This window comes from Nitrosospira multiformis ATCC 25196 (assembly GCF_000196355.1).
Classification (GTDB): domain Bacteria; phylum Pseudomonadota; class Gammaproteobacteria; order Burkholderiales; family Nitrosomonadaceae; genus Nitrosospira; species Nitrosospira multiformis.
This window is the reverse complement of the sequence record NC_007614.1, coordinates 481,429-508,181: the sequence shown is the minus strand read 5'-3', so window position 1 is coordinate 508,181 and position 26,753 is coordinate 481,429. Positions and strand designations below refer to the sequence as shown.

General features: G+C 54.0%; 25 protein-coding genes. 18 read left to right on the top strand and 7 right to left on the bottom strand.

Annotated elements, in window-relative coordinates:
• The first annotated feature begins 1 nt into the window (after position 1).
• Positions 2–448: a hypothetical protein gene (locus NMUL_RS02390; RefSeq protein WP_011379819.1), complete on the top strand. Its 447-nt coding sequence runs from the start codon at positions 2–4 to the stop codon at positions 446–448.
• Positions 430–1,821, top strand: a complete 1,392-nt coding sequence (locus NMUL_RS02385) for a c-type cytochrome (protein ID WP_011379818.1) — start codon at positions 430–432, stop codon at positions 1,819–1,821. The genes NMUL_RS02390 and NMUL_RS02385 overlap by 19 nt, the downstream gene beginning before the upstream one ends.
• 57 nt (positions 1,822–1,878) lie before the next feature.
• Here the strand turns inward: NMUL_RS02385 and NMUL_RS02380 are convergent, their stop codons facing one another.
• Both NMUL_RS02380 and NMUL_RS02375 read right to left on the bottom strand, forming a co-directional pair.
• Positions 1,879–2,703: a cytochrome c oxidase assembly protein gene (locus NMUL_RS02380; RefSeq protein ID WP_011379817.1), complete on the bottom strand. Its 825-nt coding sequence runs from the start codon at positions 2,701–2,703 to the stop codon at positions 1,879–1,881.
• Positions 2,704–2,737: 34 nt separating this feature from the next.
• Positions 2,738–3,349 carry an SCO family protein gene (locus tag NMUL_RS02375; RefSeq protein WP_011379816.1) on the bottom strand — a complete coding sequence of 204 codons (612 nt, stop codon included), beginning with the start codon at positions 3,347–3,349 and terminating at the stop codon, positions 2,738–2,740.
• Positions 3,350–3,673: 324 nt separating this feature from the next.
• On the opposite strand from NMUL_RS02375, the gene NMUL_RS02370 reads away from it, so the two are divergent.
• The 3 genes from NMUL_RS02370 (at position 3,674) to NMUL_RS02360 (ending at position 7,121) form a co-directional block, all read left to right on the top strand.
• Entirely contained in the window at positions 3,674–5,206 is a 1,533-nt protein-coding gene (locus NMUL_RS02370; RefSeq protein ID WP_011379815.1) for a 2-isopropylmalate synthase, read from the top strand.
• Between the two features lie 107 nt (positions 5,207–5,313).
• On the top strand, positions 5,314–6,552 hold the full coding sequence (locus NMUL_RS02365; protein WP_074771890.1) for a YihY family inner membrane protein: 1,239 nt from the start codon (positions 5,314–5,316) through the stop codon (positions 6,550–6,552).
• A gap of 26 nt (positions 6,553–6,578) precedes the next feature.
• Entirely contained in the window at positions 6,579–7,121 is a 543-nt protein-coding gene (locus NMUL_RS02360; RefSeq protein ID WP_011379813.1) for a TlpA family protein disulfide reductase, read from the top strand.
• 123 nt (positions 7,122–7,244) lie between these two features.
• On the opposite strand, the gene NMUL_RS02355 is transcribed toward NMUL_RS02360, so the two are convergent.
• Entirely contained in the window at positions 7,245–8,954 is a 1,710-nt protein-coding gene (locus tag NMUL_RS02355) for a proline--tRNA ligase (protein WP_011379812.1), read from the bottom strand.
• A 202-nt stretch (positions 8,955–9,156) separates the two neighbouring features.
• Between NMUL_RS02355 and NMUL_RS02350 the strand changes: the two genes are divergently transcribed.
• From NMUL_RS02350 to NMUL_RS02305, 10 genes are all read left to right on the top strand, one after another.
• Positions 9,157–9,720: an RNA pyrophosphohydrolase gene (locus NMUL_RS02350; RefSeq protein ID WP_011379811.1), complete on the top strand. Its 564-nt coding sequence runs from the start codon at positions 9,157–9,159 to the stop codon at positions 9,718–9,720.
• A 261-nt stretch (positions 9,721–9,981) separates the two neighbouring features.
• Positions 9,982–10,983 (top strand): cytochrome-c peroxidase, encoded by a 1,002-nt coding sequence (locus NMUL_RS02345; protein ID WP_011379810.1) that lies wholly within the window; start codon positions 9,982–9,984, stop codon positions 10,981–10,983.
• A 254-nt stretch (positions 10,984–11,237) separates the two neighbouring features.
• Positions 11,238–11,483: an RNA chaperone Hfq gene (hfq, locus tag NMUL_RS02340; protein WP_011379809.1), complete on the top strand. Its 246-nt coding sequence runs from the start codon at positions 11,238–11,240 to the stop codon at positions 11,481–11,483.
• A complete protein-coding gene (gene hflX, locus NMUL_RS02335) occupies positions 11,476–12,660 on the top strand; it encodes a GTPase HflX (protein WP_011379808.1) in 1,185 nt (394 codons plus the stop codon). The genes hfq and hflX overlap by 8 nt, the downstream gene beginning before the upstream one ends.
• A 104-nt stretch (positions 12,661–12,764) precedes the next feature.
• A complete protein-coding gene (gene hflK, locus NMUL_RS02330; protein WP_011379807.1) occupies positions 12,765–13,964 on the top strand; it encodes an FtsH protease activity modulator HflK in 1,200 nt (399 codons plus the stop codon).
• On the top strand, positions 13,965–14,843 hold the full coding sequence (hflC, locus tag NMUL_RS02325) for a protease modulator HflC (RefSeq protein WP_011379806.1): 879 nt from the start codon (positions 13,965–13,967) through the stop codon (positions 14,841–14,843).
• A 245-nt stretch (positions 14,844–15,088) separates the two neighbouring features.
• Positions 15,089–15,274 carry a DUF2065 domain-containing protein gene (locus NMUL_RS02320; RefSeq protein ID WP_011379805.1) on the top strand — a complete coding sequence of 62 codons (186 nt, stop codon included), beginning with the start codon at positions 15,089–15,091 and terminating at the stop codon, positions 15,272–15,274.
• A 60-nt stretch (positions 15,275–15,334) separates the two neighbouring features.
• Positions 15,335–16,510 (top strand): ATP phosphoribosyltransferase regulatory subunit, encoded by a 1,176-nt coding sequence (locus NMUL_RS02315; protein WP_041352341.1) that lies wholly within the window; start codon positions 15,335–15,337, stop codon positions 16,508–16,510.
• A gap of 89 nt (positions 16,511–16,599) precedes the next feature.
• A complete protein-coding gene (locus NMUL_RS02310) occupies positions 16,600–17,907 on the top strand; it encodes an adenylosuccinate synthase (protein ID WP_011379803.1) in 1,308 nt (435 codons plus the stop codon).
• A gap of 96 nt (positions 17,908–18,003) precedes the next feature.
• Positions 18,004–18,453 carry a GNAT family N-acetyltransferase gene (locus NMUL_RS02305; RefSeq protein WP_041352340.1) on the top strand — a complete coding sequence of 150 codons (450 nt, stop codon included), beginning with the start codon at positions 18,004–18,006 and terminating at the stop codon, positions 18,451–18,453.
• 82 nt (positions 18,454–18,535) lie between these two features.
• Here the strand turns inward: NMUL_RS02305 and NMUL_RS02300 are convergent, their stop codons facing one another.
• The 4 genes from NMUL_RS02300 to ilvA all read right to left on the bottom strand — a co-directional run bounded on the left by NMUL_RS02300 (position 18,536) and on the right by ilvA (position 23,543).
• Complete coding sequence (locus tag NMUL_RS02300; RefSeq protein WP_011379801.1) at positions 18,536–19,891, bottom strand: porin; 1,356 nt, start codon at positions 19,889–19,891, stop codon at positions 18,536–18,538.
• A gap of 344 nt (positions 19,892–20,235) precedes the next feature.
• The gene (locus tag NMUL_RS15890; RefSeq protein ID WP_167535547.1) at positions 20,236–20,409 is read right to left on the bottom strand and encodes a hypothetical protein; all 174 of its coding nucleotides are present in this window, start codon (positions 20,407–20,409) and stop codon (positions 20,236–20,238) included.
• 118 nt (positions 20,410–20,527) lie between these two features.
• Positions 20,528–21,856 carry a porin gene (locus tag NMUL_RS02295; RefSeq protein WP_011379800.1) on the bottom strand — a complete coding sequence of 443 codons (1,329 nt, stop codon included), beginning with the start codon at positions 21,854–21,856 and terminating at the stop codon, positions 20,528–20,530.
• 175 nt (positions 21,857–22,031) lie between these two features.
• On the bottom strand, positions 22,032–23,543 hold the full coding sequence (gene ilvA, locus NMUL_RS02290) for a threonine ammonia-lyase, biosynthetic (RefSeq protein ID WP_011379799.1): 1,512 nt from the start codon (positions 23,541–23,543) through the stop codon (positions 22,032–22,034).
• 137 nt (positions 23,544–23,680) lie between these two features.
• Here ilvA and rpiA point away from each other — a divergent pair, with 137 nt between their 5' ends.
• From rpiA to ppx, 3 genes are all read left to right on the top strand, one after another.
• Positions 23,681–24,340: a ribose-5-phosphate isomerase RpiA gene (gene rpiA, locus NMUL_RS02285; RefSeq protein ID WP_011379798.1), complete on the top strand. Its 660-nt coding sequence runs from the start codon at positions 23,681–23,683 to the stop codon at positions 24,338–24,340.
• Positions 24,341–24,427: 87 nt separating this feature from the next.
• The gene (gene phoU, locus NMUL_RS02280; RefSeq protein ID WP_011379797.1) at positions 24,428–25,135 is read left to right on the top strand and encodes a phosphate signaling complex protein PhoU; all 708 of its coding nucleotides are present in this window, start codon (positions 24,428–24,430) and stop codon (positions 25,133–25,135) included.
• Positions 25,136–25,171: 36 nt separating this feature from the next.
• The gene (gene ppx, locus NMUL_RS02275) at positions 25,172–26,695 is read left to right on the top strand and encodes an exopolyphosphatase (protein ID WP_011379796.1); all 1,524 of its coding nucleotides are present in this window, start codon (positions 25,172–25,174) and stop codon (positions 26,693–26,695) included.
• Positions 26,696–26,753 lie beyond the last annotated feature (58 nt).

The following is a 26,753-nucleotide window of genomic DNA, read 5'->3' as shown; positions in this document are numbered from 1 at the left end:
AATGGATGCAAGACAAACTGTTTCCACAGAACATCACTTCCTTCATTCTCCGCCACGGGTCAGGACATTGCTTGCGCTCTTCGGCGCACCTGGCGCTTGGGTAACGCAAATGGCGTTGACCCCGCCGATCGCCGCCTATGCCTGCTATCCGCATCAGTTTCCGCTTCCTGCCCCCCTTTGGCCCGGATTGACGGCAATACTGGCAACAATAGGCTTTGCCTGCCTGGCCGCCGCTCTAATCTCCGGCTATATCGCTCTTGCCTCCTGGCGAAGCCTCGCCCGCTACTCCGAAGACGCGTCGAATAAACAGCTTCCCATTCAGAAAGATGAAGGGCAGGCGCGATTTCTGGCGATGCTGGGGATGATGTCAAGCTTTGTGTTCATCGTTGCGATCCTGTTCAACACTTTCGCCGTGCTTTCGATCCGATCATGCAGCGCCTGGATCTGAAGCACATGAAGTCGCGCAGAACGGTTTCCGACTGGATCATCCGGATGGGCAAAGAAACTCGAATTCTTCTGAGTGCTGTCCTGCTTGCCATGGGTGCAATCGTGACGGACACTCAGGTGTCCATTGCGACTGCCGCTGCGGGTCATGCCGCAGAGGCTGCCGGGAAGGATGAGAGCGCATTCGATGCACTGGTTACACGCGGCGCCTATCTCGCCACTATCGCAGACTGCACCGGATGTCACACGGCAGGAGCCGCGCATCCGGCTTTTGGGGGCGGGCTGGCGATCAATTCACCCTTCGGTACCATTTATTCGACCAATATTACGCCTGACCCGGAAACCGGCATCGGCCGCTACAGCTATGAGGATTTCAGCCGGGCTGTGCGCGGCGGCATCAGGAAGGACGGTAAATGGTTGTACCCAGCCATGCCTTACCCGTCATTCACGGCAATGTCGGATGAAGATGCGCGCGCGTTATATGCCTACTTCATGCACGGGGTGAAACCGGTGCGGCACACGCCCTCGCAGACTCGCCTGCCATTCCCCTTCAATCAGCGCTGGACCCTCAAGTTCTGGGATCTTGCCTTTGTTGAACACAAGCGGTTCGAACCCCGGGCTGATCGGGGTGAAAAATGGAATCGCGGTGCGTACCTGGTGCAGGCGCTCGGTCACTGCGGTGCCTGTCATACCCCCCGCGGTTTGGCCTATCAGGAAAAGGCCTATTCGGAAACCTCATCCGACTATTTGACCGGTGCCCTGATAGATAACTGGTTTGCTCCGGAGTTGACCGGAAACACCGCAGCGGGTCTGGGCAGATGGACGGAAGAGGAGATTGCGGCGTTTCTCAAGACTGGCCATAGTGGCCATACCGCTGCATTTGGCAGCATGGTCGCTGTCATTGAAAACAGCACCCAGTACTTGCGCCAGGAGGATCTCGACGCGGTCGCCCATTACCTCAAGTCGCTTCCTGCCACCGGAGAAAAGTCATCGTATAACCCTCGCAGAACGCCAGCTGTCATTCCCGCCGGAATGAGCCGATCCGAGAAACCCGGCGCGGGAATATATAGTGGCTTCTGCGCCAAATGTCATCGGAACGAGGGAAGTGGCAAGCCGCCAAAGTTTCCTCCCCTATCCGGAAGTTCGATCGTGCTTTCGGAGAATGCCTCTTCCCTGATCCGGCTCATGCTGGAAGGAGGAAAAGGCCCGCGGACAAAGACGGGACCGAAACCGGAGAAAATGCCAGGCTATGCCGAAAGATTTACTGACCGGGAAATCGCTGAAGTGCTTACGTTCATCCGTAACAGCTGGGGCAACAAGGCTCCGCCTGTGACCACTCGCGATGTGTATTTGATGCGTGAAGCGCTGAACGAATAATTGCAAAAAATTTTGTTTCTACCCGTCCGGAACGGGAAAGAAAAGGAAAGCAAAGGTTCATGCCACTTTCTGTCCGGCTTCCGGATATTCTGCAAGCATCAATTCCCTCAGGATGACCACCAGAATCCCGACTGCGCTCATCATCGCACCGTGTATCCACAGAATGATGCCCCCGATCTGTTGATCGGCAAGGGCGTTGATTCCGCCAATAGCACGTCCGCAAATGGTGTAGATCGGATACAACTCATGAGCAGTAAAGAAAATGATGGCGCCGATGACGATTTGAGGCGGAATTATGGCAAGCATCATACCAATGCGAGAGCCAGGGGACAGCTTGACGGCAAACACCGGGCCCGGAGTCAAGACCAGTCCCCAGAAAACCAATCCGCTGAGAAACACGCTCCAGTTCATCAGACGATAGAGACGCCAATCGATCATCGCCATAAAATGAATCGAAGGCAGCAACCAGAATCCGATGAGCATGCTGAACAGTACGACTGCAACGACCGGATTGCACAAAGCCTGAGCGGGATATCGAATGGAATTCCATCCCGCCATCAGACGAAATGCCCGCCTCATCCTTGACGGCATGCCCGCAAGAAGAACCGGGCATGGCCTGCTCAATACAATCAGAAAAGGTCCGAGATGATGCAATGCAAGATGCTGAAGCCGGTGAATGAAAAACTGATGCTCGGAGTAATAATCGAGCTGAGTGTGAGAAACGAGATATGCCAGGCTTAATCCACCCCAGAAGCACAATTTGCGATGAAGCGACGGGCGAACCGAGGCGCAGCCTCTCGGAAAGAAAAGAGCGGCGCTCCCAGCGGCGGCAACCACCAGAATAGACTCTTCCCAAGGCACCAGCCAGTAAAACCATTCCATTACAATTGATGTCCGTCACTACCCGGAGAAGTTTTCAGGAAGGAAGCAAATCCCGCAGATCTTCCGCCAGAGTCTCTTCAGGATCGGCGGATGTTGCCAGTAGGCGGGCATGGCCCTGGGCGTCAAATATATAGACCGCATCGCCATGCATGAGGCCGCCATCTCCGCCAGGGGGAAAATGCGGCCGGAATGCGTTGCGGCATCGTTTTGCAAGCTCCCCGATTTCATCCGCAGTACCGGTCAATCCCGTCGCCTGCGCGAGATTGAATTGCGCCAGATAGCGACGCAATTCCCTGGGACCGTCCCGCGTCGGGTCCACGGTTACAAAGAGGATATGCGTCCGCTTTGCGTCTTCCCCGAGGAGATGCATTACCCGCGTAAGACGCGCCATGGAAATCGGACACTCTTCCCGGCAATGTGTAAATCCAAAATACATGAGCAATACTTTTCCCTCATATGTTTTGGCTGTAACCGGCTGCCCCTCATCGGAGCTGAGTGAAAAACTCAAATCCGGCAAGTGGCCCGTGACCTCCTTTATATGTCCTTGTTCTGTCGGATTGCATGCGCCCATGGCAAGCGCAATCACAAGACCCGCCGCGAGCCGGTCGTAACCAAAATTCCCGCTTCCGGCAAAGTTCTTACCCATTGAGAAGCATCGAAAATTCTTGAGGAGCCCTTCCTGGAGAGTCAACCGGTCAGTTTCAATATCGGTCAGTTTCAATATAGCATTCAATTTCGCTATTGCACGCGTTCCGGAAACCCTTTATATTTGGGACATGCACTTCGCAAACTTCGTTCAGTTCATTCCATTCTGCCTTCATCCCCGCCTGCAGCTTCTCGCAAGACCACTGCTGCGCCTCGCGCGCTAATTACCGATCTCCCTCAAGTCTTTACCAGTTTTTATCGATGGAATCCGTTTCTGGATTCCCTATCAGAGTTCGAGTATTCTTTCTGAAAAACGGAGAAACAATTGAAAGACCATCTCATCATTTTTGATACCACCTTGCGTGACGGCGAGCAAAGCCCGGGTGCCTCCATGACGAGGGAGGAGAAAGTGCGGATCGCCCGGCAACTCGAACGAATGCGGGTTGATGTCATTGAAGCGGGTTTTCCAGCTGCCTCGAATGGCGATTTCGAAGCGGTAAAAGCCGTAGCCGCTGCGATCAAGGGCAGTACCATATGCGGTCTTGCACGCGCAATCGAAGGCGATATCAGGCGTGCAGGCGAAGCATTGCGGGGAGCCAACTCGGCGCGCATCCACACCTTTATCGCCACCTCGCCCATTCACATGGAAAAGAAACTGCGCATGTCCCCGGATCAGGTGGTGGAACAGGCGGTGAAAGCGGTGAAATTTGCGCGTCAATACACCGATGACGTCGAATTCTCCCCTGAGGATGCGGGACGCTCTGACATCACCTTTCTTTGCCGCGTGCTCGAAGCGGTCATCGATGCCGGAGCGGGAACTGTGAATATTCCCGATACGGTGGGCTATACCATGCCCCAGCAATTCGGGGAACTCATTCGTACCCTCCGCGAGAGGATTCCCAATTCGGATAAAGTCATATTCTCGGTGCACTGCCATAATGATCTTGGACTGGCAGTGGCCAATTCGTTATCGGCAGTGATGAACGGAGCACGCCAGGTCGAATGCACGGTAAACGGACTGGGCGAGCGCGCGGGCAATGCCTCCCTGGAGGAGGTCGTCATGGCTGTGCGCACCCGCCAGGATTTCTTTCCTTGTGATACCCGCATCGATAGTGTCCATATTGTGCCCGCAAGCAAGCTGGTTTCAGGCATCACCGGGTTTCCGGTACAGCCGAACAAGGCAATTGTGGGCGCAAACGCATTCGCACACGAATCCGGAATACATCAGGACGGGGTATTGAAACACCGCGAAACATACGAAATCATGCGAGCGGAGGATGTGGGCTGGGGGGCAAACAAATTGCTGCTGGGCAAGCATTCCGGACGCAACGCCTTCCGCAGCCGCTTGGCAGAGCTCGGGATCGAGCTGGAATCGGAAGAAACTCTTAATGCCACCTTCATGCGCTTCAAGGAGCTGGCAGACAAGAAGCATGATATTTTCGATGAAGACCTGCATGCCCTGGTTTCCGATGACGCCGCCGCCTTGCAGGAGCACTACAAGCTCCTGTCACTGACAGCGCACAGCGAAACGGGGGAAACGCCTCATGCCAGTATAGTAATCGGTGAAGAAGGCAGGGAATCGCGCGCGGAGTCGGATGGAAGCGGACCGGTCGACGCCACTTTCCGCGCCATCGAAAAGATACTGAACAGCGGCGTGGAACTGCAGCTCTACTCCGTCAATGCGATCACCAGTGGCACTGATTCCCAGGGCGAGGTCACGGTCCGGCTGCAGAAGTCGGGCCGTATCGTCAATGGTAATGGCGCTGATACGGACATTGTCGTCGCCTCCGCCAAGGCGTATCTCAGCGCTCTGAACAAGCTGCACAGCAAGCTGGAGCGGGCACACCCGCAAGTGTAGAAATCTTGAAGAACGCGGCAGGACAAACCGGGGCTGTCTGTCCTGCCTCCAAAGCGGGGCTACGCGTGGAGCTTTTCTCTCAATCCTCACGACCTGTCGCGAAAGTAATGAAATCCATACGTCCCGTCGATTTCATGCACTATGTCCTTGTGCGCTTTTTCCAGCACAACTGCACCCAGATTGCAGGGAGTCTTACATTCACCACCTTGCTTTCGTTGGTACCAATGCTCGCGATCGGGTTATCGGTAATAGCGGCATTTCCCGCATTCGCTGAATTCTCGGACCGGATAAAGGAATTCATTCTCACCACCATGGTGCCGGAAGCAGCAAACAAGGTCATCTCCGTATACATGCAGCAATTCGCCGACAATGCGGCCAAGCTGACTGCCATAGGCATCGCCTTCCTGGGCGTAACCGCACTTGCGCTCATGCTTACAATAGACGAAGCACTCAACAGCATCTGGCGAGTATCCCGCCTGCGGCCGCTCCTGCATCGCCTCCTGATATATTGGTCCGTTCTGACGATTGGCCCTTTATTGATCGGCGCGAGCCTGTCGCTTACGTCCTGGCTCATGACCGCTTCCAGGGGATTTACTCGTGATATCCCGGGGGGGGACATCATGCTTTTGCGGTTGAGTCCGCTCGTGCTGACGAGTATTGCCTTTTCGGCTTCCTATCTCATCGTGCCGAATCGTCAGGTGGCATGGCGGCATGCGATAGCGGGTGGCGTGGCGGCGGCGATAGGGTTCGAGATAATGAAGGAAGGCTTTGCGTTCTACATCACCCGGTTTCCGACTTATCAGGCAGTATACGGCACCTTTGCGACCATTCCCATTTTCCTGCTATGGCTTTATCTTTCATGGTTGATGGTGCTGCTCGGAGCGGTTATTGCCGCATCGCTTTCAAGCTGGCGTTTCCGGGAGTGGCGTGACGACCCGAACGCCAGGGGTAAGCAGTTTTTTGATGCATTGCGTTTATTGGGGATACTTGGAGAGGCGTTGAAGGCAGGCAAAGTTGAAACCGCTCTCAGCTTGCAGCAGCAGTTGATGCTAAGTCCCGAAGAAGTGGAGCGGATACTGGAGCTCATGGTGAAAGCCAATTTCGTGCGACAGGTTCAGGAAGGAGGATGGGTTCAAATACTGGATCCCGCCGAGATCCGCATTGCGGATGTCTACCGCCTGTTTGCGTTTCGTCCCGAAGCACTAAGGGGTACGGCAGGGGGGGATACCCGGCTGGAGCAGCTGCTCGATGATATTGCTGTGGGGATCGATGAGAAAATGAGCCTTCCGCTGTCGCAACTTTTTACTTCCGCGGAACCGGAACCACCCGCAGAAATGTCAGCTTAGCAAAGATTGGGGGAGTTGTTGGAGAAATGAAACGACGTCAGATGAAACGATGCCATTTGAGTATTCTGCTTTATCGGTTCTGTTTATGGATCATGCTTTCAGCAGTGCCGGTTGCACAAACCTATGGTTTTACCTTTACCGATCATACCGGAAAGAAACTGTCCCTTTCCGATTTCAAGGGAAAATGGGTGCTGGTAAATTTCTGGGCCACGTGGTGTCCCCCATGCCTGAAGGAAATTCCTGATCTTGTCTCCCTCTATGAAAGTCGGAAAAAAGACATAATGGTGATCGGCGTGGCGATGGATTATCGCAACCCGGACGTTGTGCTCAAACATGCGAAACGGCTTTCAGTGACCTACCCGATCGTGTTGGGTGACCAGGAACTGGCACGCCAAGTCGGCCCGGTCTCCATGCTGCCGACTACCTATGTTTTCGATCCCGAAGGCAAACCAGCCGTTTATAAGATCGGGATTGTGTCCCGCGAAGCGTTGGAAGAATTCATGGATGAGAATTCGAACAAGATTCCGAATTCCCAGCCTGCTGGAAAAGCGCAGCAAAAAGGACGTTAGGGGATGTTATCGGTTGAGTCTCTGCGGAGCAAAATTCTCCAGCCCTCAGCCTTGCCCTCCTCGGATCGGCCTACGGTCGGGCTGAACATCCATCAGGCCGGCAAACCTGAGGAGGTTCTCTCGTCAACCCCCGGCTAATTTTGATTTTATAAAATCTGCGATCTCGGGAAGGGGGACGACCTCCGATTTTTCGTCACGCCGCCCGCGATACTCGGCATTTCCTTCCTTCAAGCCCCGCTCGCCGACGACAACCCGGTGAGGAATACCGATCAGTTCCATGTCGGCGAACATGACACCGGGGCGGTCATCCCGGTCGTCGAGCAGAACCTCGATGCCGACACTGGAAAGCGTCGCGTATAGTTTCTCCGCCTCAGCCCTCACTTCTGCATTCTTCTTCAACCCGATCGGAATGATGACTACCTGAAATGGCGCCATTGCCGCGGGAAATATAATGCCGCGCTCGTCATGGTTCTGCTCGATGGCAGCTGCCACAATACGTGAAACCCCGATCCCGTAGCAGCCCATTTCCATGGGACGCGCTTGCCCGGATTCATCGAGATAATTGGCTTTCATCGCTTCCGAATACTTTGTGAGCAATTGGAAAATATGGCCGACTTCTATGCCGCGACAGATTTCCAGCTTACCCTTTCCGTCCGGCGACAAGTCACCGGAAACCACGTTGCGGATATCGAAAACATGATCCGGCTCTTTCAGATCACGCCCGAAATTGACGTTGACGAGATGGTAATCCTCTTCGTTGGCGCCGCACACAAAGTTACTCATGGTGGCTACGGTAAGGTCTGCGATAACCGGAAGAGACAATCCGGCTGGGCCGATAAACCCGGGAAGACATCCTGTTTCGGTGCGAATTTCTTCTTCGCTGGCAAGCCGGAAATCGGAAAGAAAAGGAATCTTTCGAACTTTTGTCTCGTTGAGATGATGATCGCCACGCAGCAGCAAAAGATGCATTCCGCCATTGGCCATGACCGCCAGCGTTTTTACCGTCTGCTCGATGGATACATTGAGATAGGCAGCAACCTCTTCGCATGTCTTTTGGGCGATTGTTCGCACTTTCTGCATCTCGCCCGCCGCAGCCTCCCGCAGTCCTGCTGGCGGCAACGACTCGGCCATTTCAACGTTCGCTGCGTAATCGGAATCGGAACAAAAAGCGATGGCGTCTTCGCCGGAATCGGCCAGGACATGAAATTCATGCGAACTGCTGCCACCAATCGCACCCGTATCGGCCTTGACGGGACGAAACTTCAGCCCCAGGCGATCGAATATCCGGCAATAGGCCACATGCATGGCCTGATAGGTCTCTTCCAGGCTGGGTATATCGGTGTGGAACGAATAGGCATCTTTCATCACGAACTCGCGCGCGCGCATGACGCCGAAGCGGGGGCGAACCTCGTCGCGAAATTTGGTTTGTATCTGATAAAAATTGAGAGGTAACTGCCGGTAACTCTTGATTTCACGCCGTGCAATATCCGTTATGACCTCTTCATGGGTTGGACCAAAACAGAAATCGCGCTCGTGTCTGTCTCTAATTTTCAACATCTGGGGACCAAAGACGTCCCATCGCCCTGTTTCCCGCCATAGCTCCGCAGGCTGCACAGCCGGCATCAGCAGTTCCAGTGCGCCCGCGGCATCCATTTCCTCCCGCACGATGTTTTCAACTTTGCGCAGAACCTTCAAGCCGAGGGGCATCCACGTGTAGAGACCGCTCCCCAGCCGCCGGATGATACCGGCCCTCAGCATCAGCTTGTGGCTGATCAATTCCGCTTCGGCGGGGGCTTCCTTGAGTGTCGAAATGAAAAAACCTGATGCTCGCATATTCTGTCCATAACAAGTCCAATCTCCGATTTTACTCTGAAAAGCAGCGCAGGTTGGCTATGAGGAATCTGAAAAGCAAAGTGTTCAAACAATAATGCAGTCGCCACTCCTCCCGATGCCCCCCGACCAGCGACAGCTTTCAATCCGGCACGAAATGTGGAAAAATCTAATCCTATCGTGAAGGATCAAACGGGTGAATCATATGATCGACCGTAATGGATATCGCTCAAATGTAGGAATCATTCTACTCAATTCGAAGAACGAGGTTTTTTGGGGCAAGCGCATCAGACAGGACTCCTGGCAATTTCCTCAGGGAGGTATCAAGCCCGGCGAAAGTCCGGAACAAGCAATGTATCGTGAATTGACCGAAGAAGTAGGCTTACGGCCTTGGCACGTGCAAATCCTCGGCCGCACACGCGACTGGCTCCGATACGATGTACCTGCCCAATGGATTAAACGCGACTGGCGAGGAAATTACCGGGGGCAGAAACAGATCTGGTATCTGCTGCGCTTGCTGGGAAGCGATTGCGACGTTTCGCTCCACACCAGCGGACGTCCTGAATTTGACGCATGGCGGTGGAATCAGTACTGGGTAGAGTTGGAGTCGGTAGTCGAGTTTAAACGCCAGGTTTACCGCCAGGCACTGACGGAACTGGCACGTCTGCTGAATCGTCCACCTGTTCCCTTCGGGTATAGCGGATATGAAAAATACGACTATTCCGCCAGCGGGCCCCTTACAGGCAGCACCGCCAAGCAGTCTGAATAAGCAATCGCATTGCAAAAACGCGCTCGTTACAGTACCACCGCCACAGGTGCCGCTGCCGCCGCAGGGGAACTGATGCGTATCAGGCAGCTGACAGCAAAGCTGCCAGCTGCCGCACACTACCTTTAATATTGATATTGCGGCTATCGGATATACTCGCGAACAGTTGTGTTCATCCCCAGCTGGCGGATAGCCCTGCCCTCAGTTTTCCGATGTAGGCGTAACCGGCTGCGCCACTACAGCCGAGCTTTTTAGGAGATTACGATGATATTGCGGGCATTAATAACGTCGCTGCTAGCTGTTGGAACGATTGTCGCTCCGCCTGCCCAGGCGGCTGCCGCCGACGAACCCATAAAACCGATCGAGGCAGCCAAGCCCAAGAATGAAAACAAGGTGGAACTGGGCAAAATGCTTTTTTTTGATCCCCGTCTTTCCAAATCCGGCTTCATCTCGTGCAACTCCTGTCACAACCTGAGTATGGGGGGATCCGACAATCTCCCCTCATCCATTGGCCACAAATGGCACCAGGGTCCGATCAATTCGCCCACGGTATTGAATTCCAGCCTGAGTCTGGCCCAATTCTGGGACGGTCGCGCCAAGGACCTGAAAGATCAGGCGGGCGGTCCCATTGCCAATCCGGGGGAAATGGCATTCAGCCATGAATTGGCAGTGGGCGTGCTGCAATCCATTCCCCAGTACAGGGCGCGCTTCAAGCAGATATACAGTTCGGACAAGGTCGATATAGGCATGGCAACGGACGCGATCGCTGCCTTCGAAGAAACACTGGTAACGCCGGATTCCCGTTTCGACAAATGGCTCAAAGGCGACAAGAACGCCATCAACAAGACGGAACTCGAAGGGTACAAACTGTTCAAGGACGCGGGCTGCACAGGTTGTCACAACGGACCGGCCGTAGGCGGGGCATCGTTTCAGAAAATGGGCGTACTTGAACCCTATAAAACCCAGAGCAAGGCTGAAGGCCGTTTTGCCGTAACCGGCAAAGAGGAGGACCGCCTGTTCTTCAAAGTGCCTACATTGCGAAATGTGGAATTGACCTACCCCTATTTCCATGACGGGGCCGCGGCAACCCTGGAAGACGCGGTAAATACCATGGGCCGGATACAATTGGGGCGTAATTTCACCAAGGACGAAAATGCCAAAATCGTGGCATTTCTGAAGACATTGACCGGCAAACAACCCCATCTCACCTTGCCTATTCTCCCCCCCTCGAGCAAGGATACACCCAAACCTCATCCGTTCGATTGATCAACGGGAGATTCTGTTCAGCGGCAGAGAAACAAGCTTGCACTCTATCCGGGCTGTATGCAGCGCCGGATGGAGTGCAGCAATGGGATACCTGACAGTTGGCGGAATATTTATATTGGAAATAGGCGCAAACTGACCTATAACTCTTTATACCTGCCCGATTCGGCCTTCAACGGACCTCAGCAGGAATATGGATTTACGCTTCAAAATCAAGTAGAGTTTATTTTTTGAATAATTAAAACACGGAGTCACGTATGAGCGCTAAAGGGCAATTGTTACAAGACCCGTTTCTGAATACCTTGCGGAAGGAACATATTCCGGTTTCGATTTATCTGGTAAACGGAATCAAACTGCAGGGGCACATCGATTCATTCGATCAGTATGTAGTGCTGTTGAAGAATACCGTCACCCAGATGGTCTACAAGCACGCAATTTCTACGGTAGTCCCCGCAAGAGCCGTCAACATTCCATTTGAGGCGCCCCCTATATCTGATGCTTGATTCCTCTAGTGGGAACGCGCCCGACACTCACGCCGCTGTTGATTCTGCTGTTCTGGTAAGTCTCGATCTAAATGACAGCGACTCTGCAGAAAATCTCGAAGAATTACGGCAACTGGCCGCCAGTGATCGCCTTGCAATTTCCGCTGTAGTGCTGGGGAAACGGCTTCGCCCGGACCCTGCGACTTTCGCGGGTAGCGGGAAAGTTGACGAAATAATGGGCGCGGTGGAGCAGACCGGCGCTTCGCTGGTTATTTTCAATCATGATCTTTCGCCTGCCCAGCAGCGTAACCTGGAGCAGCGGCTCAGGCGGCGGGTCATCGATCGCACGAGCCTTATCCTGGACATTTTCGCGCAGCGCGCAAAGAGCCACGAAGGCAAGTTGCAGGTGGAACTTGCCCAGCTCGAACATCTGGCCACGCGGCTGGTGCGGGGCTGGACACACCTGGAGCGGCAGAAGGGCGGTATCGGCCTGCGTGGCCCTGGTGAAACACAGCTGGAAACCGATCGCCGCCTGCTCGGAAAACGTGTCAAGGTGCTGAAAGAAAAGCTCGCCAAGTTCGAGCGCCAAAGAGCCCTGCAACGGCGCGCCAGGCGGCGTGCGCAAGTGATGTCCGTTTCGTTGGTCGGTTATACCAATGCCGGCAAATCCACTCTTTTCAATAGACTCACTCGCGGCCACACCTATGTTGCTGACCAGTTGTTCGCAACCCTTGATGCCACCACCCGCAAGTTGTTTATTGCGGATCGCGGGCCGCTCGTACTTTCCGACACGGTAGGCTTTATCCGGGACTTGCCGCACACGCTGGTGGCAGCATTCCGGGCGACACTGGAAGAAACGGTGCAGGCGGATTTGTTGCTCCACGTCGTGGATACCAGCAGTTCCAATCGCAGTGAACAGATTGATGAAGTCAACAAGGTGCTGAAGGAAATCGGCGCTGACCGCATTCCACAAATACTGGTTCTGAACAAGACAGATCTGGTCGATTTGCCGGCAAGCTCTCCGGGTTACCAGCGGGACGAGTATGGTAGAATCGTACAAGTTCGATTGAGCGCCAAAACCGGCGAAGGGCTGGAATTTATCAATCTGGCATTGTCCGAAGCACTCGGGGAGCGCGCGGCTTTACGAGAGCCCGATAATCAGTCGGAAGCCCAGGATATAACGAGCGGGTATCACTGAATGTCGAATAACGCAGGAATTTTTGCTTTCCACAAATCTGGTTCGGGTTTTTTCACGGTAGAGTTTGATGGTCTGCTCCATTAAACAAAAAAATAGGAATCATCATGGGATTAAATGATCCTCAGTGGGGAAGAAAAAAAGGCAATTCCGGTCCACCCGATCTGGATCAATTGTGGCGAAATTTTAACAAGAAGCTCAACAACCTTTTGAAGCGCAAGGGTGGAGGAAGGCGCGACAGTTCAGGAGGGGGTGAAGGCGCCCCCCCGGCCGGTCCCAAAAAATACAGTGGGGGCGCCGGCCTGCTTGCCGGATTGCTTCTGCTGTTGTGGATAGGAAGCGGATTTTATATCGTCAACGAGGGCCAGCGCGGTATCGTGTTGCGGTTCGGAAAATATGTGGAGAGTACGCAGGCAGGCTTGCGCTGGCATCTGCCCTATCCTATCGAGGTCGTTGAACCCGTTAACGTAAGCCAGGTGCGGACTGTTGAAATCGGCTATCGTAACAATGTCCGGAGCAAGGTGCTGAAGGAGTCGCTCATGTTGACCGACGACGAGAACATCATTGATATTCAGTTCGCCGTGCAATACATCCTGAAAAATCCGGAGGACTTCCTGTTCACCAATCGTGACCCCGAAAACGCCGTGCTGCAAGCAGCGGAAACCGCGATACGGGAAATCATCGGAAAGAGCAAGATGGACTTCGTGCTCTATGAAGGGCGTGAACAAGTGGCGGCAAAAGCCACGGAGCTGATGCAGGACATCCTTGATCGCTACAAGATTGGCATCGCCATCAGCAAAGTGACGATGCAGAACGCCCAACCGCCCGAACAGGTCCAGGCGGCGTTCGATGATGCCGTCAAAGCCGGACAGGATAGGGAACGGCAGAAAAACGAAGGCCAGGCCTATGCGAATGACGTGATTCCCAAGGCCAAAGGTAATGCGGCCCGCCTCCTCGAAGAGGCTGAGGGGTACAAGCAACGGGTGATTGCGAGTTCGGAAGGTGAGGCGAGCCGCTTCAAGCAGGTTCTCGTTGAATACAGCAAGGCACCGGGTGTGACGCGTGACCGGCTTTATCTGGATATGATGGAGCAGGTGCTTTCCAACACAAGCAAAGTTATCGTGGACCAGAAAAATGGCAATAACCTTCTTTATCTGCCGTTGGACAAGCTCATACAGATGAGCGGGCCTTCTTCCTCCTCTGGCACAGTGCCGGAGACACAGCTTGCGTCGCCGCCGGAACCTACGGCCGATGCCGCTACCCGCACCCGGGAAGCATTTCGTGGCCGCGAACGGGAGACAAGATAAGTGAAAAACTATACTCCAATGTTATTGACTGTCCTTATCATCCTGTTTCTTGTGGCAAGCTCGTCACTGTATATAGTCGACCAGCGGCAGCAGGCGATTCTGTTCCAGTTGGGTGAAGTGGTGGATGTAAAGACATCTCCGGGTCTTTATTTCAAAATCCCGCTGGCGCAGAACGTGCGCTACTTTGACTCGCGCATTCTGACGCTGGATACGGCCGAGCCGGAACGCTTCATAACGTCCGAAAAAAAGAACGTTCTGGTGGATCTGTTCGTGAAGTGGCGTATCGTGGACGTCAAGCAATACTATGTCAGCGTGCGCGGGGACGAGATGCTCGCCCAGACGCGTCTGTCGCAAACGGTCAATTCCAGCTTGCGTGATGAATTCGGTAACCGGACGGTACATGACGTCGTATCCGGCGAACGCGACAAAATCATGGAAATCATGCGGCAAAAGGCCGATGCGGATGCGCGTAAAATCGGAGTGGAAGTCGTAGACGTTCGTTTGAAGAGAGTGGACCTGCCGCAGGAAGTAAGTGAATCCGTCTACCGCAGAATGGAGGCTGAGCGGAAACGTGTGGCGAATGAACTGCGCTCGACCGGCGCCGCCGAATCCGAGAAGATTCGGGCGGATGCGGATCGCCAGCGCGAGGTCGTTCTTGCCGAAGCCTACCGGAAAGCCCAGGAAATAAAGGGTGAAGGCGATGCGAAAGCGGCGAGTATTTATGCCAGCGCCTACGAGTCGAATCCGGAATTCTATTCCTTTTATCGCAGCCTCGACGCCTACACGGAAATCTTCAAAAACAAGAACGATATCATGGTACTGGAACCGACCTCCGAGTTTTTCAAGTATATGAGGAATTCGGGGCGCGGAGGGAAATAGATGTGCCGGTAGATAGCTCATTCGGATGAAGCAGCCTTCCGGGAATACGGCGGGCTGCTTCGGGGGTACCGACAGCAATTCCAGGGGCCGATATCGCTCCTCGCTTTTCCAGCTTTTTTCCTCGCGGTAAATGATGCCACATAGAGCGGCAACTCCTGGCAATTTCTCCAGCGAATTTCTGGGCATACACCGGCTTCGATGCCGGCTGATGCGGTAAGCGCCCAGTCTGTTCGGGTTATTCCAATATGTGGGACACTCTGTTAATGGCCTTTGCATTGATGCTGGTGCTTGAAGGACTGCTCCCCTTTCTGATGCCGGGTGCATGGCGTGAGGCTTTCAGGAAACTGACGGAAGCCGGCGACAACCAGATACGTTTTATCGGCTTGACCTCCATGCTGGTCGGGCTGCTCCTGCTCTATCTTGTGAAATAATTCTTTCCATACCCTCCATACCCGCCTTTATCCTGTCTTGATCACGACCCCGACATGAATATGAGTGCATGGGCTCTTCCCGAATACATTGAGGACATTCTGCCCGCTGAAGCGCTGAAGATAGAAATGATGCGCCGGCGGGTATTGGACTGGCTGTTTGTGAATGGCTACGAACTCGTGGGGCCGCCGTTGCTGGAATATGTGGAATCGCTTCTCACTGGCAGCGGAGGGCAAATGAATTTGCGCGTACTTAAGGTGGTGGATCAACTGAGCGGCCGCATGATGGGCTTGCGCGCGGACATGACGCCACAGGTGGCTCGCATCGATGCACACCTTCTGAACCGGAAGGGCATTACCCGACTTTGTTATGCGGGCAGCGTGCTGCACGCACGGCCGTCGGGCCTGACTCGGACCCGGGAACCGTTGCAGATCGGTGCGGAACTTTACGGTCATCAAGGACTTGAAAGCGATCTGGAAATCCAGCGTTTGATGCTGCAATCTCTCGCAATCGCCGGTGTGGGAAACATACACCTGGATCTCGGGCATGTCGCGGTATTTCGCGGCTTGATCAGAAGTACAGGTATCTCCCCGGACCTGGAAATGGAATTGTCCGGGGCCTTGCAGGGGAAGGATAAGGCAGCATTGAAGGAGCTCTGCGCCGGGCTGAAAAAACAGGTGGATGCTTCGGTGCGGGAGGCGCTCCAGCTGCTACCCGAGCTCTACGGGGACGAGAATGTGTTGACATTGGCGCGCAGCGCCCTCCCGTCCTACCCAGGAATCATGAAGGCGCTGGACGAACTCGAAATGGTAGCGAGCGAATTGAGCCCGCTGGTGGATACATTGGCATTCGATCTCGCCGACTTGCGCGGATATCATTACCACAGCGGCATGGTCTTCGCCGCATATACCGACAACTGTCCCAATGCAATCGCAGTGGGTGGACGCTACGACGAAGTTGGAAAGGCATTCGGGAGAGCGCGACCCGCAACCGGTTTCAGCATGGATCTGCGCGAGTTATCCGGTTTGATGTCCTCGGACTCTCATCCAAGAGGAATTCTGGCCCCTTTCATAAAGGAGGACAAAGCGCTGGAAAAGAAAATCGAACAGCTTCGTAACGAAGGCCAGATCGTGATAGTTGCCCTGCCCGGCCATGAGAATGACGCCGGCTCCTTCAATTGCGATAAAAAACTCGTATCGGAAAACGGTGTGTGGTCGATAGCGGATGCACTGATCTGAATGCCAGTCCTTAGCCAGCTTTAGGAAGGAAAGTTCTTCCTCCCTTTACCTTTCAAACATTACAGAGGTTTAAACGTTAAAGAAGCGATATGAGCAAAAATGTAGTTGTCATAGGAACCCAGTGGGGTGATGAGGGTAAGGGCAAGATCGTGGACTGGCTTACGGATCAGGCGCAGGGCGTGGTGCGCTTCCAGGGAGGACACAACGCGGGTCATACGCTTGTCATTGGTGGCAAGCAGACCGTGCTACACCTGATTCCTTCCGGAATTCTCCGTAAGGATGTCGCCTGCTATATCGGTAATGGCGTCGTTGTGTCGCCACAGGCGCTTCTGGATGAAGTCGGCATGCTGGAGCGCGCGGGCATCGATGTGCTCAGCCGGCTCCGTATCAGCGAGGCTTGTCCTCTCATTCTACCCTGTCATGTGGCCCTGGATAACGCGCGGGAGATCGCCAGAGGATTGGGTAAAATCGGCACGACCGGGCGGGGTATTGGGCCGGCATATGAGGACAAGGTGGCGCGGCGCGCCGTCCGTTTGCAGGACTTGTTTCATCGTGACCGCTTCGCGGCAAAGCTGGGCGAGATACTGGATTATCACAATTTCGTGTTGAAGAACTATTTCCAATCGCCAGTCGTCGATTTTCAGCAAACCATGGACGAGACGCTCTCACTGGTGGAACGCATCCGCCCCATGGTTGCCGATGTGCCGCGGCTTTTATTCGAAGCCAACCGGGCAGGCGCGAATCTTCTGTTTGAGGGGGCGCAAGGAGCACTGCTCGACATTGATCACGGCACTTACCCGTTTGTTACGTCCAGCAATTGCATTGCCGGCGCCGCAACAACAGGAAGTGGAATCGGCCCCCAGATGTTGCACTATGTGTTGGGGATCACCAAGGCCTATACCACGCGCGTGGGGGCGGGGCCCTTTCCAACCGAACTGGATGATGATGTCGGCAGGCATCTTGCCAAGCGCGGCAATGAATTCGGGGCAACCACGGGGCGTCCGCGACGCTGCGGCTGGTTCGATGCCGCCGCCCTGAAGCGCTCCATCCAGATCAATGGCGTCTCCGGATTGTGTGTCACGAAGCTCGATGTGATGGATGGGGTTGAAACCCTGCGGCTGGGCGTGGGCTATAAAATGATGGGAAAAGGAGAGGAAGAAAAATTTAGTGCCATCATGCCGGTAGGTGCAGAGGAACTTGCCTCCTGCGAACCCGTTTACGAGGAAATGCCCGGATGGAGCGGAAGCACCGTGGGTATTCGGAATTTCGAACAACTGCCCATGGCTGCGCGCAACTATCTCAAGCGTATGGAAGAAGTGTGTGAGGTATCGATAGACATGATATCGACCGGACCGGATCGGGAAGAAACGATCGTGTTGCGGCACCCTTTCGAGTAGCTGGAAAGCCTGCCGCCCGATTAGACAGAGGGACAGACGGTGCAGGAACAGAAGCCTCCGTCACACGGGCAGATTACCAGAACCGGTCGAACCAGTATGAGTCTCTACATAGTACGCGCAGCAAGCTGGCGGGAAGACGCTGTGGCACTACGAGCAGTACGAGAGGCGGTTTTTATCAGGGAACAAGGCGTACCTGCGGAACTCGAATGGGACGAGTTCGACGACGTTTGCGTGCATCTGCTGGCGATGAATCCTTCAGGAAATCCGATAGGTACGGCGAGGTTGCTACCGGATGCTTCGATCGGGCGCATGGCCGTGTTGAGGAATTGGCGTTGCAAAGGAGTGGGTAGCGCACTCCTGGATCGGTTGCTGAAGGAAGCGGAAAACCGGCAGTTTCCTTCAGTTACCTTGAACGCGCAGACACACGCAACCGGGTTTTATAGGAAGTTTGGTTTTCAGCAAGCAGGACCGGAATTCCTGGATGCTGGAATTCCTCACGTGAAAATGATGTTGCAATTTCGGCCGCTAACGGTAGACACGCCCTGAAACGCTAACCTGTTCCCCTCTCCTCCTTTTCGGCGTTACAGCTCAGACCCTGTAGCGGACGGAGAAAATAGAAATCAGGAAATCAAAACGGAACCATAAAATCAAGGGATAAAACCACCTGATCTTTATGCCCCCCGAAGGGCCGATAATCGATGCCATGTAATCCGTCGGCGGCATCGTAGCGAACGTTTGGACGAATATTGAGCTGCTGCAACGGCTTCCAGTCGAGCTTCAACCTCTTCGCCGCCCTCCAGTTCATGCCTACCGTGACTGCATAATAATCAGCCGGACTGCTGGTGCTGTTGCCAAGCTGATTGCGGCCTAGCGCGTAACTGAATCCCCGGTTGTCGGTGGCGGCAGCCACCCGTCCCGGTGAAAATACACGGAACCCGTCCCGGTCGCGGAACCACTCGGCCCGCACTCCGATCGTCAATTCCGGCATGAGATCGTAATACAGATGAGTGTTGATGCCGTACCATTCGGCATCCTTGATCACGTTACTATAAAAGACATTATTCAGTAAAACATTTCCCGCGAACCCGTGGTCGTGTTGCAGCACAAAATGGGTCTTTTCGGTGAATTTATGCTTCAGCACGATGCTGTACAACATCCACGGTTCATCGCTGCGTGTCGAGGTTGCGCTGTAGGTTCCGCTGATATTGGCCGACGTTCCCATATCCTCGCTGGTCCAGGTAATGCCTGCAATCCCCCCCCAATTACCCAACTGCTTGTCGAATCCCCCGTCCCAACCGCCAGTGGCACTACCTGTGGTAACGCCCCCCATGAACGTCCAGTTTTGCGTGATTTTATAGTTGCCCAGCACACCAGTATGCGTGAACGGCTCTCCATACTGCATCGTATAGGCATGAGTGTAAAAGAAATTGTCGGGCGCCGGTACCGACTCGTAACCGATTGGAGTGTAAAAATGGCCTACCTTGACGTTCAATCCGTTCCCAACGGGAACATAGGCTTCGGCAAAAACCTGCGGAAACGCAATGCCATAATATCGGGTTGAAGCGCAACACACATCAAGATCCCAATTGCTCCTGTTTAAAGGCTGGCCTGTGTTCACGTCGAACGCGGGAACGCCATAAGCCTGGGTAAAAATTGCATCCGTTCCAAACATGAAATCGATACGCCCCCCGAAATCCCAGGTGCTGCCCTCGGCTACTACCGGGCGTTGCACATAAATATTGAACTGGTTTAACTGGAATCTGTTGGAGCGATCGGCAAATGTGACTGGCCCATTGAAACCGGTGAGCTGGCTGGGATTGAATGTCGCCCCACCGTTGATCCAGCCCCCGAGTCTAATGCCATTGTCGTTGAACCATTCCAAGGCGGTATTGGCGTAAGCGCTGTCGGGATTCTCGAGAGTTGTAAACAGGCTGACCGCAGAGGCAAAGATCATCCCTCTTCTGCGTTTCGGTAGGCGTTTCATGATGGGCTCCCCTTGGCAAAACACTACCACGAAAATTGTTATTCTGTTTGAAACGTAACACGAGATAAATAAAGAAAGTGTTAGATTATTGTTAAGTATTTGTGAAGTTATTCTGCTCTCTCACAAAGAAATGGAGAATGAACGAAAGTGATGGAAGCGGCAGGCAGGAGCAGGTACTTATAACATTGGACGCTTGATAAAGTATCGACAATTCAGTTAATTTAAAGATTGGGTGTTTGTTCTCACTCCGATGAGTACGTAATGAGCACGTGAAAAGAGGTGTCCATGAATAAAAGAACTTTTTTTAGGGCTTCTCCCTGAGTTTATTAGCCGGTGGCGCGCAGTTAAGCCCTCATGAAGCGGTTCAGAACACGAACGGGCGCTGCGTCATCCAGAACACGCGAATGCGCGGCAATCACGATGCCTTGAGCGAGTATTTTGAGGATGCAGCGCGAAAAATGCAGGCAAAGGCCGAGTCCGATCTCCACTCGCGCCCCCTGGACGTAGTCCAAAGACATGGGAATGGCCAGGAGTCCGGGTTGGTGGAATAACGGGCTGTGAGACTATTTCCTATTGCCCCACTCTTATTTCTCGCCACGATAAGCCAGTTTCTTCCAGAGTGCCCGCCCCTTCCTATCAGAATGGAATCATCGCATCGAGAGAAAATATAATCTGATCCTTCTTGTTGTTGAAAGGCCGATGCGAATGGTCAATGCCGTCCGCACGGTCATAGCGGATATTTGGACGAACGTTCAGCTTTTGCATCGGCTTCCAGTCCAGCCGCAACCTTTTCGCTGGCTTCCAGTTCATTCCGAAGGTGATTTCATAGTAGTCCGCAGGGGCCGCCCTCACTGTGGAAGAATCGCCTGCAAAACTGATTCCGGTATGGTTGAGCGCCGCTACCACGCGAAAGGGCGAAGAGACGCGAAAACCATCCCGGTCCCGGAACCATTCGCCGCGAATACCCACCGAGAGATCCTCCAACAAGTCATAATAGAGGTGGGTATTGATGCCATACCATTCGACATTCTTTGGCACCCCTCCCAGCAAAACGCCGCCGGCATAGCCGTGAACGTGGTGTAGAACCAGATGGGTTTTCGGTGTGATCCTGTGTTGCAGCACAATGTTGTACATTCCCCATGGCCTGTTGCTGCGGGTGGACGTCGCACTGTAGCTCCCCGTGATGTTGGCCGAAGTCCTTTTGTCGTCGCTGACCCAGGTAATACCGCCCAGCCCTCCCCAGTTTCCCAGCTCTCTGTCGAATCCGCCATCCCAATCGCCGGTTGCGCTCCCGGTGATGAGGCCGCCCATCACCGACCAGTTCCCGTTGACGGTATAGTTCCCTACGGCACCCGTGTGGGTGAATGGCTCCCCATTGTTAAAGGTATAGGCGTGAGTGTAAAAAAAATTGTCGGGCGCAGGAACGGTTTCATACCCTGTCGGCGAATAAAAATGACCTGCCTTGATGTTCAAGCCATTACCCAACGGTATATAGGCCTCGAGATACGCTTGGGGTAGCGCGATACCATACGTCCGGGTCGATGAGCAGCATATATTCAGATCCCAGTGGCCCCTATTCAAGACTTGACCGGTATTCACATCGAATGGCGGAACGCCGAAGGCCTGGGTATAGATCGCATCGGTGCCGAACATGAAATCGACCCGCCCCCCGAGATCAAAAGCCTCGCCTTCCGTGACTACCGTGCGCTGGAGATATAGATTGAACTGATTCAACTGAAACCGGTTTGCGCGGTCGGCAAAGGTAACGGGGCCATTGTATCCGTTGACGGGATTACCGGGGTTATAGGTTGCCCCCGCATTGATCCACCCGCCCGCCCTTACACCGTTCTCCCGCAACCACCCTGCTATGTCAACCGCCTGAACAATGCTGTTGCTCATGAAGATCAATAAAAAACAACCTACTCCGTACGGAATCCGGCTGCTGCGCTTTCGCCTGCACTTCATTCTGATTTTTTCCTTAGCTCCCGGACACGGCTGTGAAACCTTCAAAACCGTTTTTTTTACATGAGTGTATTCATCTGATTTGGACTACTGAAGGTTTAACACTGCAACCCGCGCAACGCTCGATTTCGAGGATGCACCAAACTTGTCGGGGATAAACAGGCAGCGCTGTCCGTCCCTATCCCAGGAATAATTTGTAGGCCGGATTGTGGGTTTCGTCCCAATAACGATTGTCGAGCTGAGCGAGAAATGCCTTGAAATCCGCCTTCTCCTCCGGGGGCACCTCCATGCCCACCAGCACCCGCCCATAGTCTGCCCCGTGATTACGGTAATGAAACAGACTGATATTCCAATGATGGCTCATGCTGTTCAGAAATTGCATGAGCGCCCCCGGACGATCGGGGAACTCAAAACGATAGACGATTTCATTTTTAACATCACGTGCATGCCCACCCACGAGATGGCGGATATGCAATTTTGCCATTTCATTGTCGCTCAGATCCTCGGTGCGCAAGCCGTTGTTCTCCAGATCCTTGATCAGTTTCGCCGCTTCCTCCCGGTTTCTTACCGACACCCCTACAAACACATGCGCTTCTTTTGGACCGGCAAAACGATAGTTGAACTCTGTGATACTTCTCGGTCCCAGCATTGCGCAGAACTTCTTGAAACTGCCGGGTTCCTCGGGAATCGTCACCGCCATGACCGCTTCCCGCTGCTCTCCCAGTTCCGCCCGTTCGGACACATGGCGCAATCGGTCGAAATTCATATTCGCACCGGAGGCGATGGCAATCAGGTTCTTGCCGCGGATACCTTCCCGCTTTGCATACGCCTTGGCCCCTGCAATCGAGAGCGCTCCCGAAGGTTCCAGTATGGCGCGCGTATCCTCGAACACATCCTTGATTGCCGCACAGATGGCATCCGTGTCTACCAGCAGGATCTCGTCGACCAGTTCGCGGCATAAATGAAAAGTTTCCACTCCTACCTGCTTGACAGCGACCCCGTCTGCAAACAATCCGACTCGCGCCAACCGGACACGCCGGTTCTTTTTTAGCGACTGATACATCGAGTCGGCGTCGACGGGTTCCACACCGATAATCCTGATTTCCGGATAGAGCCTTTTTACATAAGCCGCAACCCCCGAAATCAACCCGCCTCCACCGATGGGCGCGAATATCGCATGAATTTCACCCGGATGCTGGCGCAGTATCTCCATTCCGATCGTTCCCTGCCCGGCAATGACATCGGGATCGTCATAGGGGTGTACGAAGGTTACCTGGTTCTTTTCGGCGAATTCGTGGGCGTGAGCATAGGCTTCGTCATAGGAGTCCCCATAGGAAACCACTGTCGCTCCGCGTGCCTCGACCGCCTGCAACTTGATCTGGGGCGTGGTGACAGGCATCACTATGGTTGCCCGACACCCCAATCGCTGTGCAGCGAGGGCCACACCTTGCGCATGGTTGCCGGCAGAGGCCGTCACCACTCCGCGTTCGAGCGCCGCGGGAGAAAGCTTGACCATTTTGTTGTAAGCTCCCCGCACTTTGAACGAGAAAACATCCTGCACATCTTCCCGTTTCAGGAACAGCTGATTATTTATACGTGTGGACAGATTCGGCGCAAGCTCCAGAGGACTCTCTATCGCAACGTCATAAACCCGCGCTGTAAGAATTCTTTCGAGGTAACTGTTCTTCATCGAAATGGGGTTGCGATTTTAAAGGTTGAGCATTTTAACATGTCGCGAAACGCTAAATGCCCAGCTTCATTGTTAAAATGGGCTGATAGTATTATGCTCATAAACAATCAATATTTTCAGACATAAAAAATAACATCATGAATCAGGACGAGCAGAAACGGGCGGCCGCGCACGCCGCTATTCAACATATTCCCGCAGGCTGTATTGTCGGAGTCGGCACCGGCTCTACCGCCAACTACTTCATAGACGCACTGGCCGGCATCAGAAGCAGGATCGATGGAGCGGTAGCGAGTTCAGAAGCAACCGCCCGGCGGCTCAGCGCACATGGAATCGAGGTCATGGACCTTAATAATGTCGACGAGCTTCCGTTATATGTGGATGGCGCTGATGAGATAACGCCGCATCTGCATATGATAAAAGGGGGTGGCGGAGCTCTGACCCGGGAAAAAATCGTGGCCGCCGTGGCGAAAAAATTTATCTGCATTGCGGACCAGAGCAAGCTCGTGGACGTGCTTGGCAAGTTTCCGCTGCCCGTGGAGGTTATCCCGATGGCGCGCGGTCACGTGGCGCGCGAGATAGTACGGCTGGGGGGACAACCCATGCTCAGGCAGGGATTTACCACTGATAACGGTAACGTCATTCTTGATGTGCACGCCTTGCAGATCCTGAACCCCATTGAACTGGAGACGGAACTCAATCAGATCACCGGCATCGTAACCAATGGCCTGTTTGCAAGACGCCCTGCGGATTTGCTGTTGCTGGGAGACGAAGGAGGCATTCGTACCATTGCTATCTGAAGGAAGGCCAAAGATCAGTAGAATTGTCACAACGGACTGATATTATCCTTTGTTATTTTTTGCTTTCAATCGATCCACAGGTGAGAAATGGGAAGCCACGAACATATATCCAAGCAATTTGACGCGGATCTCGAAGCGGTGCGCACACGCGTGTTGCATATGGGCGGATTCGTGGAAGAACAGATCGAAAAAGCGATTGAAGCGCTGATCACCGGCAATGAGAGTCTGATCGAGAATATCATAGCCGATGACCATCGGGTCAATGCGATGGAGGTATCGATAGACGAGATCTGCAATCAGATCATCGCGCGCCGGCAGCCAGCCGCGGGTGACTTACGCATGATCATGACGGTCATCAAAACCATTACCGACCTCGAGCGCATCGGAGATGAAGCGGAAAAGATCGCGCGCATGGCCAAACTCATCTATGCTGCGGACCGCATGCACATGCCCCGTTTCGTCGAAATACGGCATGTGGCCAACGTTGCGCTGGAGATGCTGCGCAAATCGCTGGACGCTTTTGCGCGTCTGGACCTCACGGCCGCCGCTCAGGTAGTGCGCCAAGATGAGCTGGTGGATGAGGAATTCCGCTCCATCATGCGCCAGCTCATCACTTTCATGATGGAAGATCCTCGCAAGATATCGACTGCCCTGGAAATCCTGTTTATTGCAAAAGCGATAGAGCGCATCGGCGATCATGCCAAAAACATGTCCGAATATGTGGTATACATGGTAAAGGGTAGGGATGTGCGTCACGTCACCGTTGAAGAAATCGAGCGCGAAATACGGGAGTAGGTCCTCCCGTCGCCTGGAAGCCTCCCAACAGACCTCATGCCCGAATACTCCACACTTGCGGCGGTAGATCTCGGTTCCAACAGCTTTCGTTTGCAAGTCGCGCGAGTGGAAGGCAGACAGCTTTATCCGCTGGACAATCTGCGTGAAATGGTTCGTCTTGCCGCTGGTCTTACTCGCGACAAGCGCCTGGATGAAGATTCCCAGGCACGCGCCCTGGCCTGTCTCACGCGTTTCAGTGAACGCCTGCGCGGTTTCCCTCCTCATGCTGTACGTGCGGTTGCGACCAACACTCTCAGGGTGGCGAAAAATGCGGCTGTATTTCTCAAAAAAGCCGAGGCAGCGATGGGTTTTCCCATTGAAGTCATCTCGGGCCACGAAGAGGCGCGCCTCATCTATCTGGGCGTTGCGCACGGCCTTCCTGCTTCTCCTGACGCTCGCCTGGTAATGGACATCGGGGGCGGCTCTACTGAATTTATCATTGGCCGCAGGCTGAAGCCGGTCAAGCTGGAAAGCCTCTATATGGGTTGCGTCAGCTATAGCCTGCGCTTTTTTCCAGGCGGCAGGATCAGCAGGGAGGCAATGAACCGTGCCGAACTATCGGCCCGCAGCGAGATTCAGGCGATCGCAAAGGAATTTTCCAGTGAACACTGGCAGCTCGCATATGGATCCTCCGGTACGGCACGCGCGTTAGGCGATATCATCCAGTTGAACCAGCTCGGCAGTGGAAGCGGCAACGGAGAGATTACGCGGGAAGGGCTGGAAAATTTTCGTAATCATCTGCTCAAGGTGGACGATATCAAAAAACTCGACCTCGCGGGTATCAAGACCGATCGGGCGCCTGTCATAGCCGGCGGTTTCGCCATCATGTCCGCCGCGTTCGCGGAGCTGGGAATTTCCCGGATGGCGCAAGGCATGGGTGCCTTACGTCAGGGCGTGCTGTACGATCTGCTGGGGCGCTTCCATAAGCATGATATGCGCGAAGTAACGGTCAGGCAGTTCATGCGCCGGTACCATGTGGATGGCGCGCAGGCGGGGCGGGTGGAATCGACTGCACTTTTGCTCGGAGAACAGTTGCTGGCGGCCTTTCCCTGTGAGGGAGAAGAACATCTGCAAGTTCTCTCATGGGCTGCCCGGCTGCATGAAGTAGGTATTTCGGTCGCCCACTCCGGTTACCACAAGCATTCTGCATATATCCTGGGTAATGCCGATATGCCGGGTTTTTCCCAAAGGGAGCAGGAGCGCTTAAGCATGCTTGTGCTCGCCCACCGGGGCGATATCGGCAAAGCGCGTGGAAACATGATAGAGCGGGCTGATTTCGCCCTGCTGTTTGCGCTTCGCCTCGCGGCATTGTTTCATCGCAGCCGCTGTGAGACGGCACTTCCGAGGCTCGAGGTCAGCCTTCGAGGCAAGGAATTCAGTTTATATCTTGAAAGAAAGTGGCTGGAAGGCAATCCCTTGACATATAACGCGTTGCTTGGCGAAATTGAACAGTGGGATGCCCTTGGTTTTCGTTTTGGCATGGCCGGAGCCGACGGAAGCAAGTTGTCCGCATCTGTATAAAACCCTCATCCGGATGCCGTGATATCCCCTTCCAAAAAGAGATCCAAGAAAGCAGGCC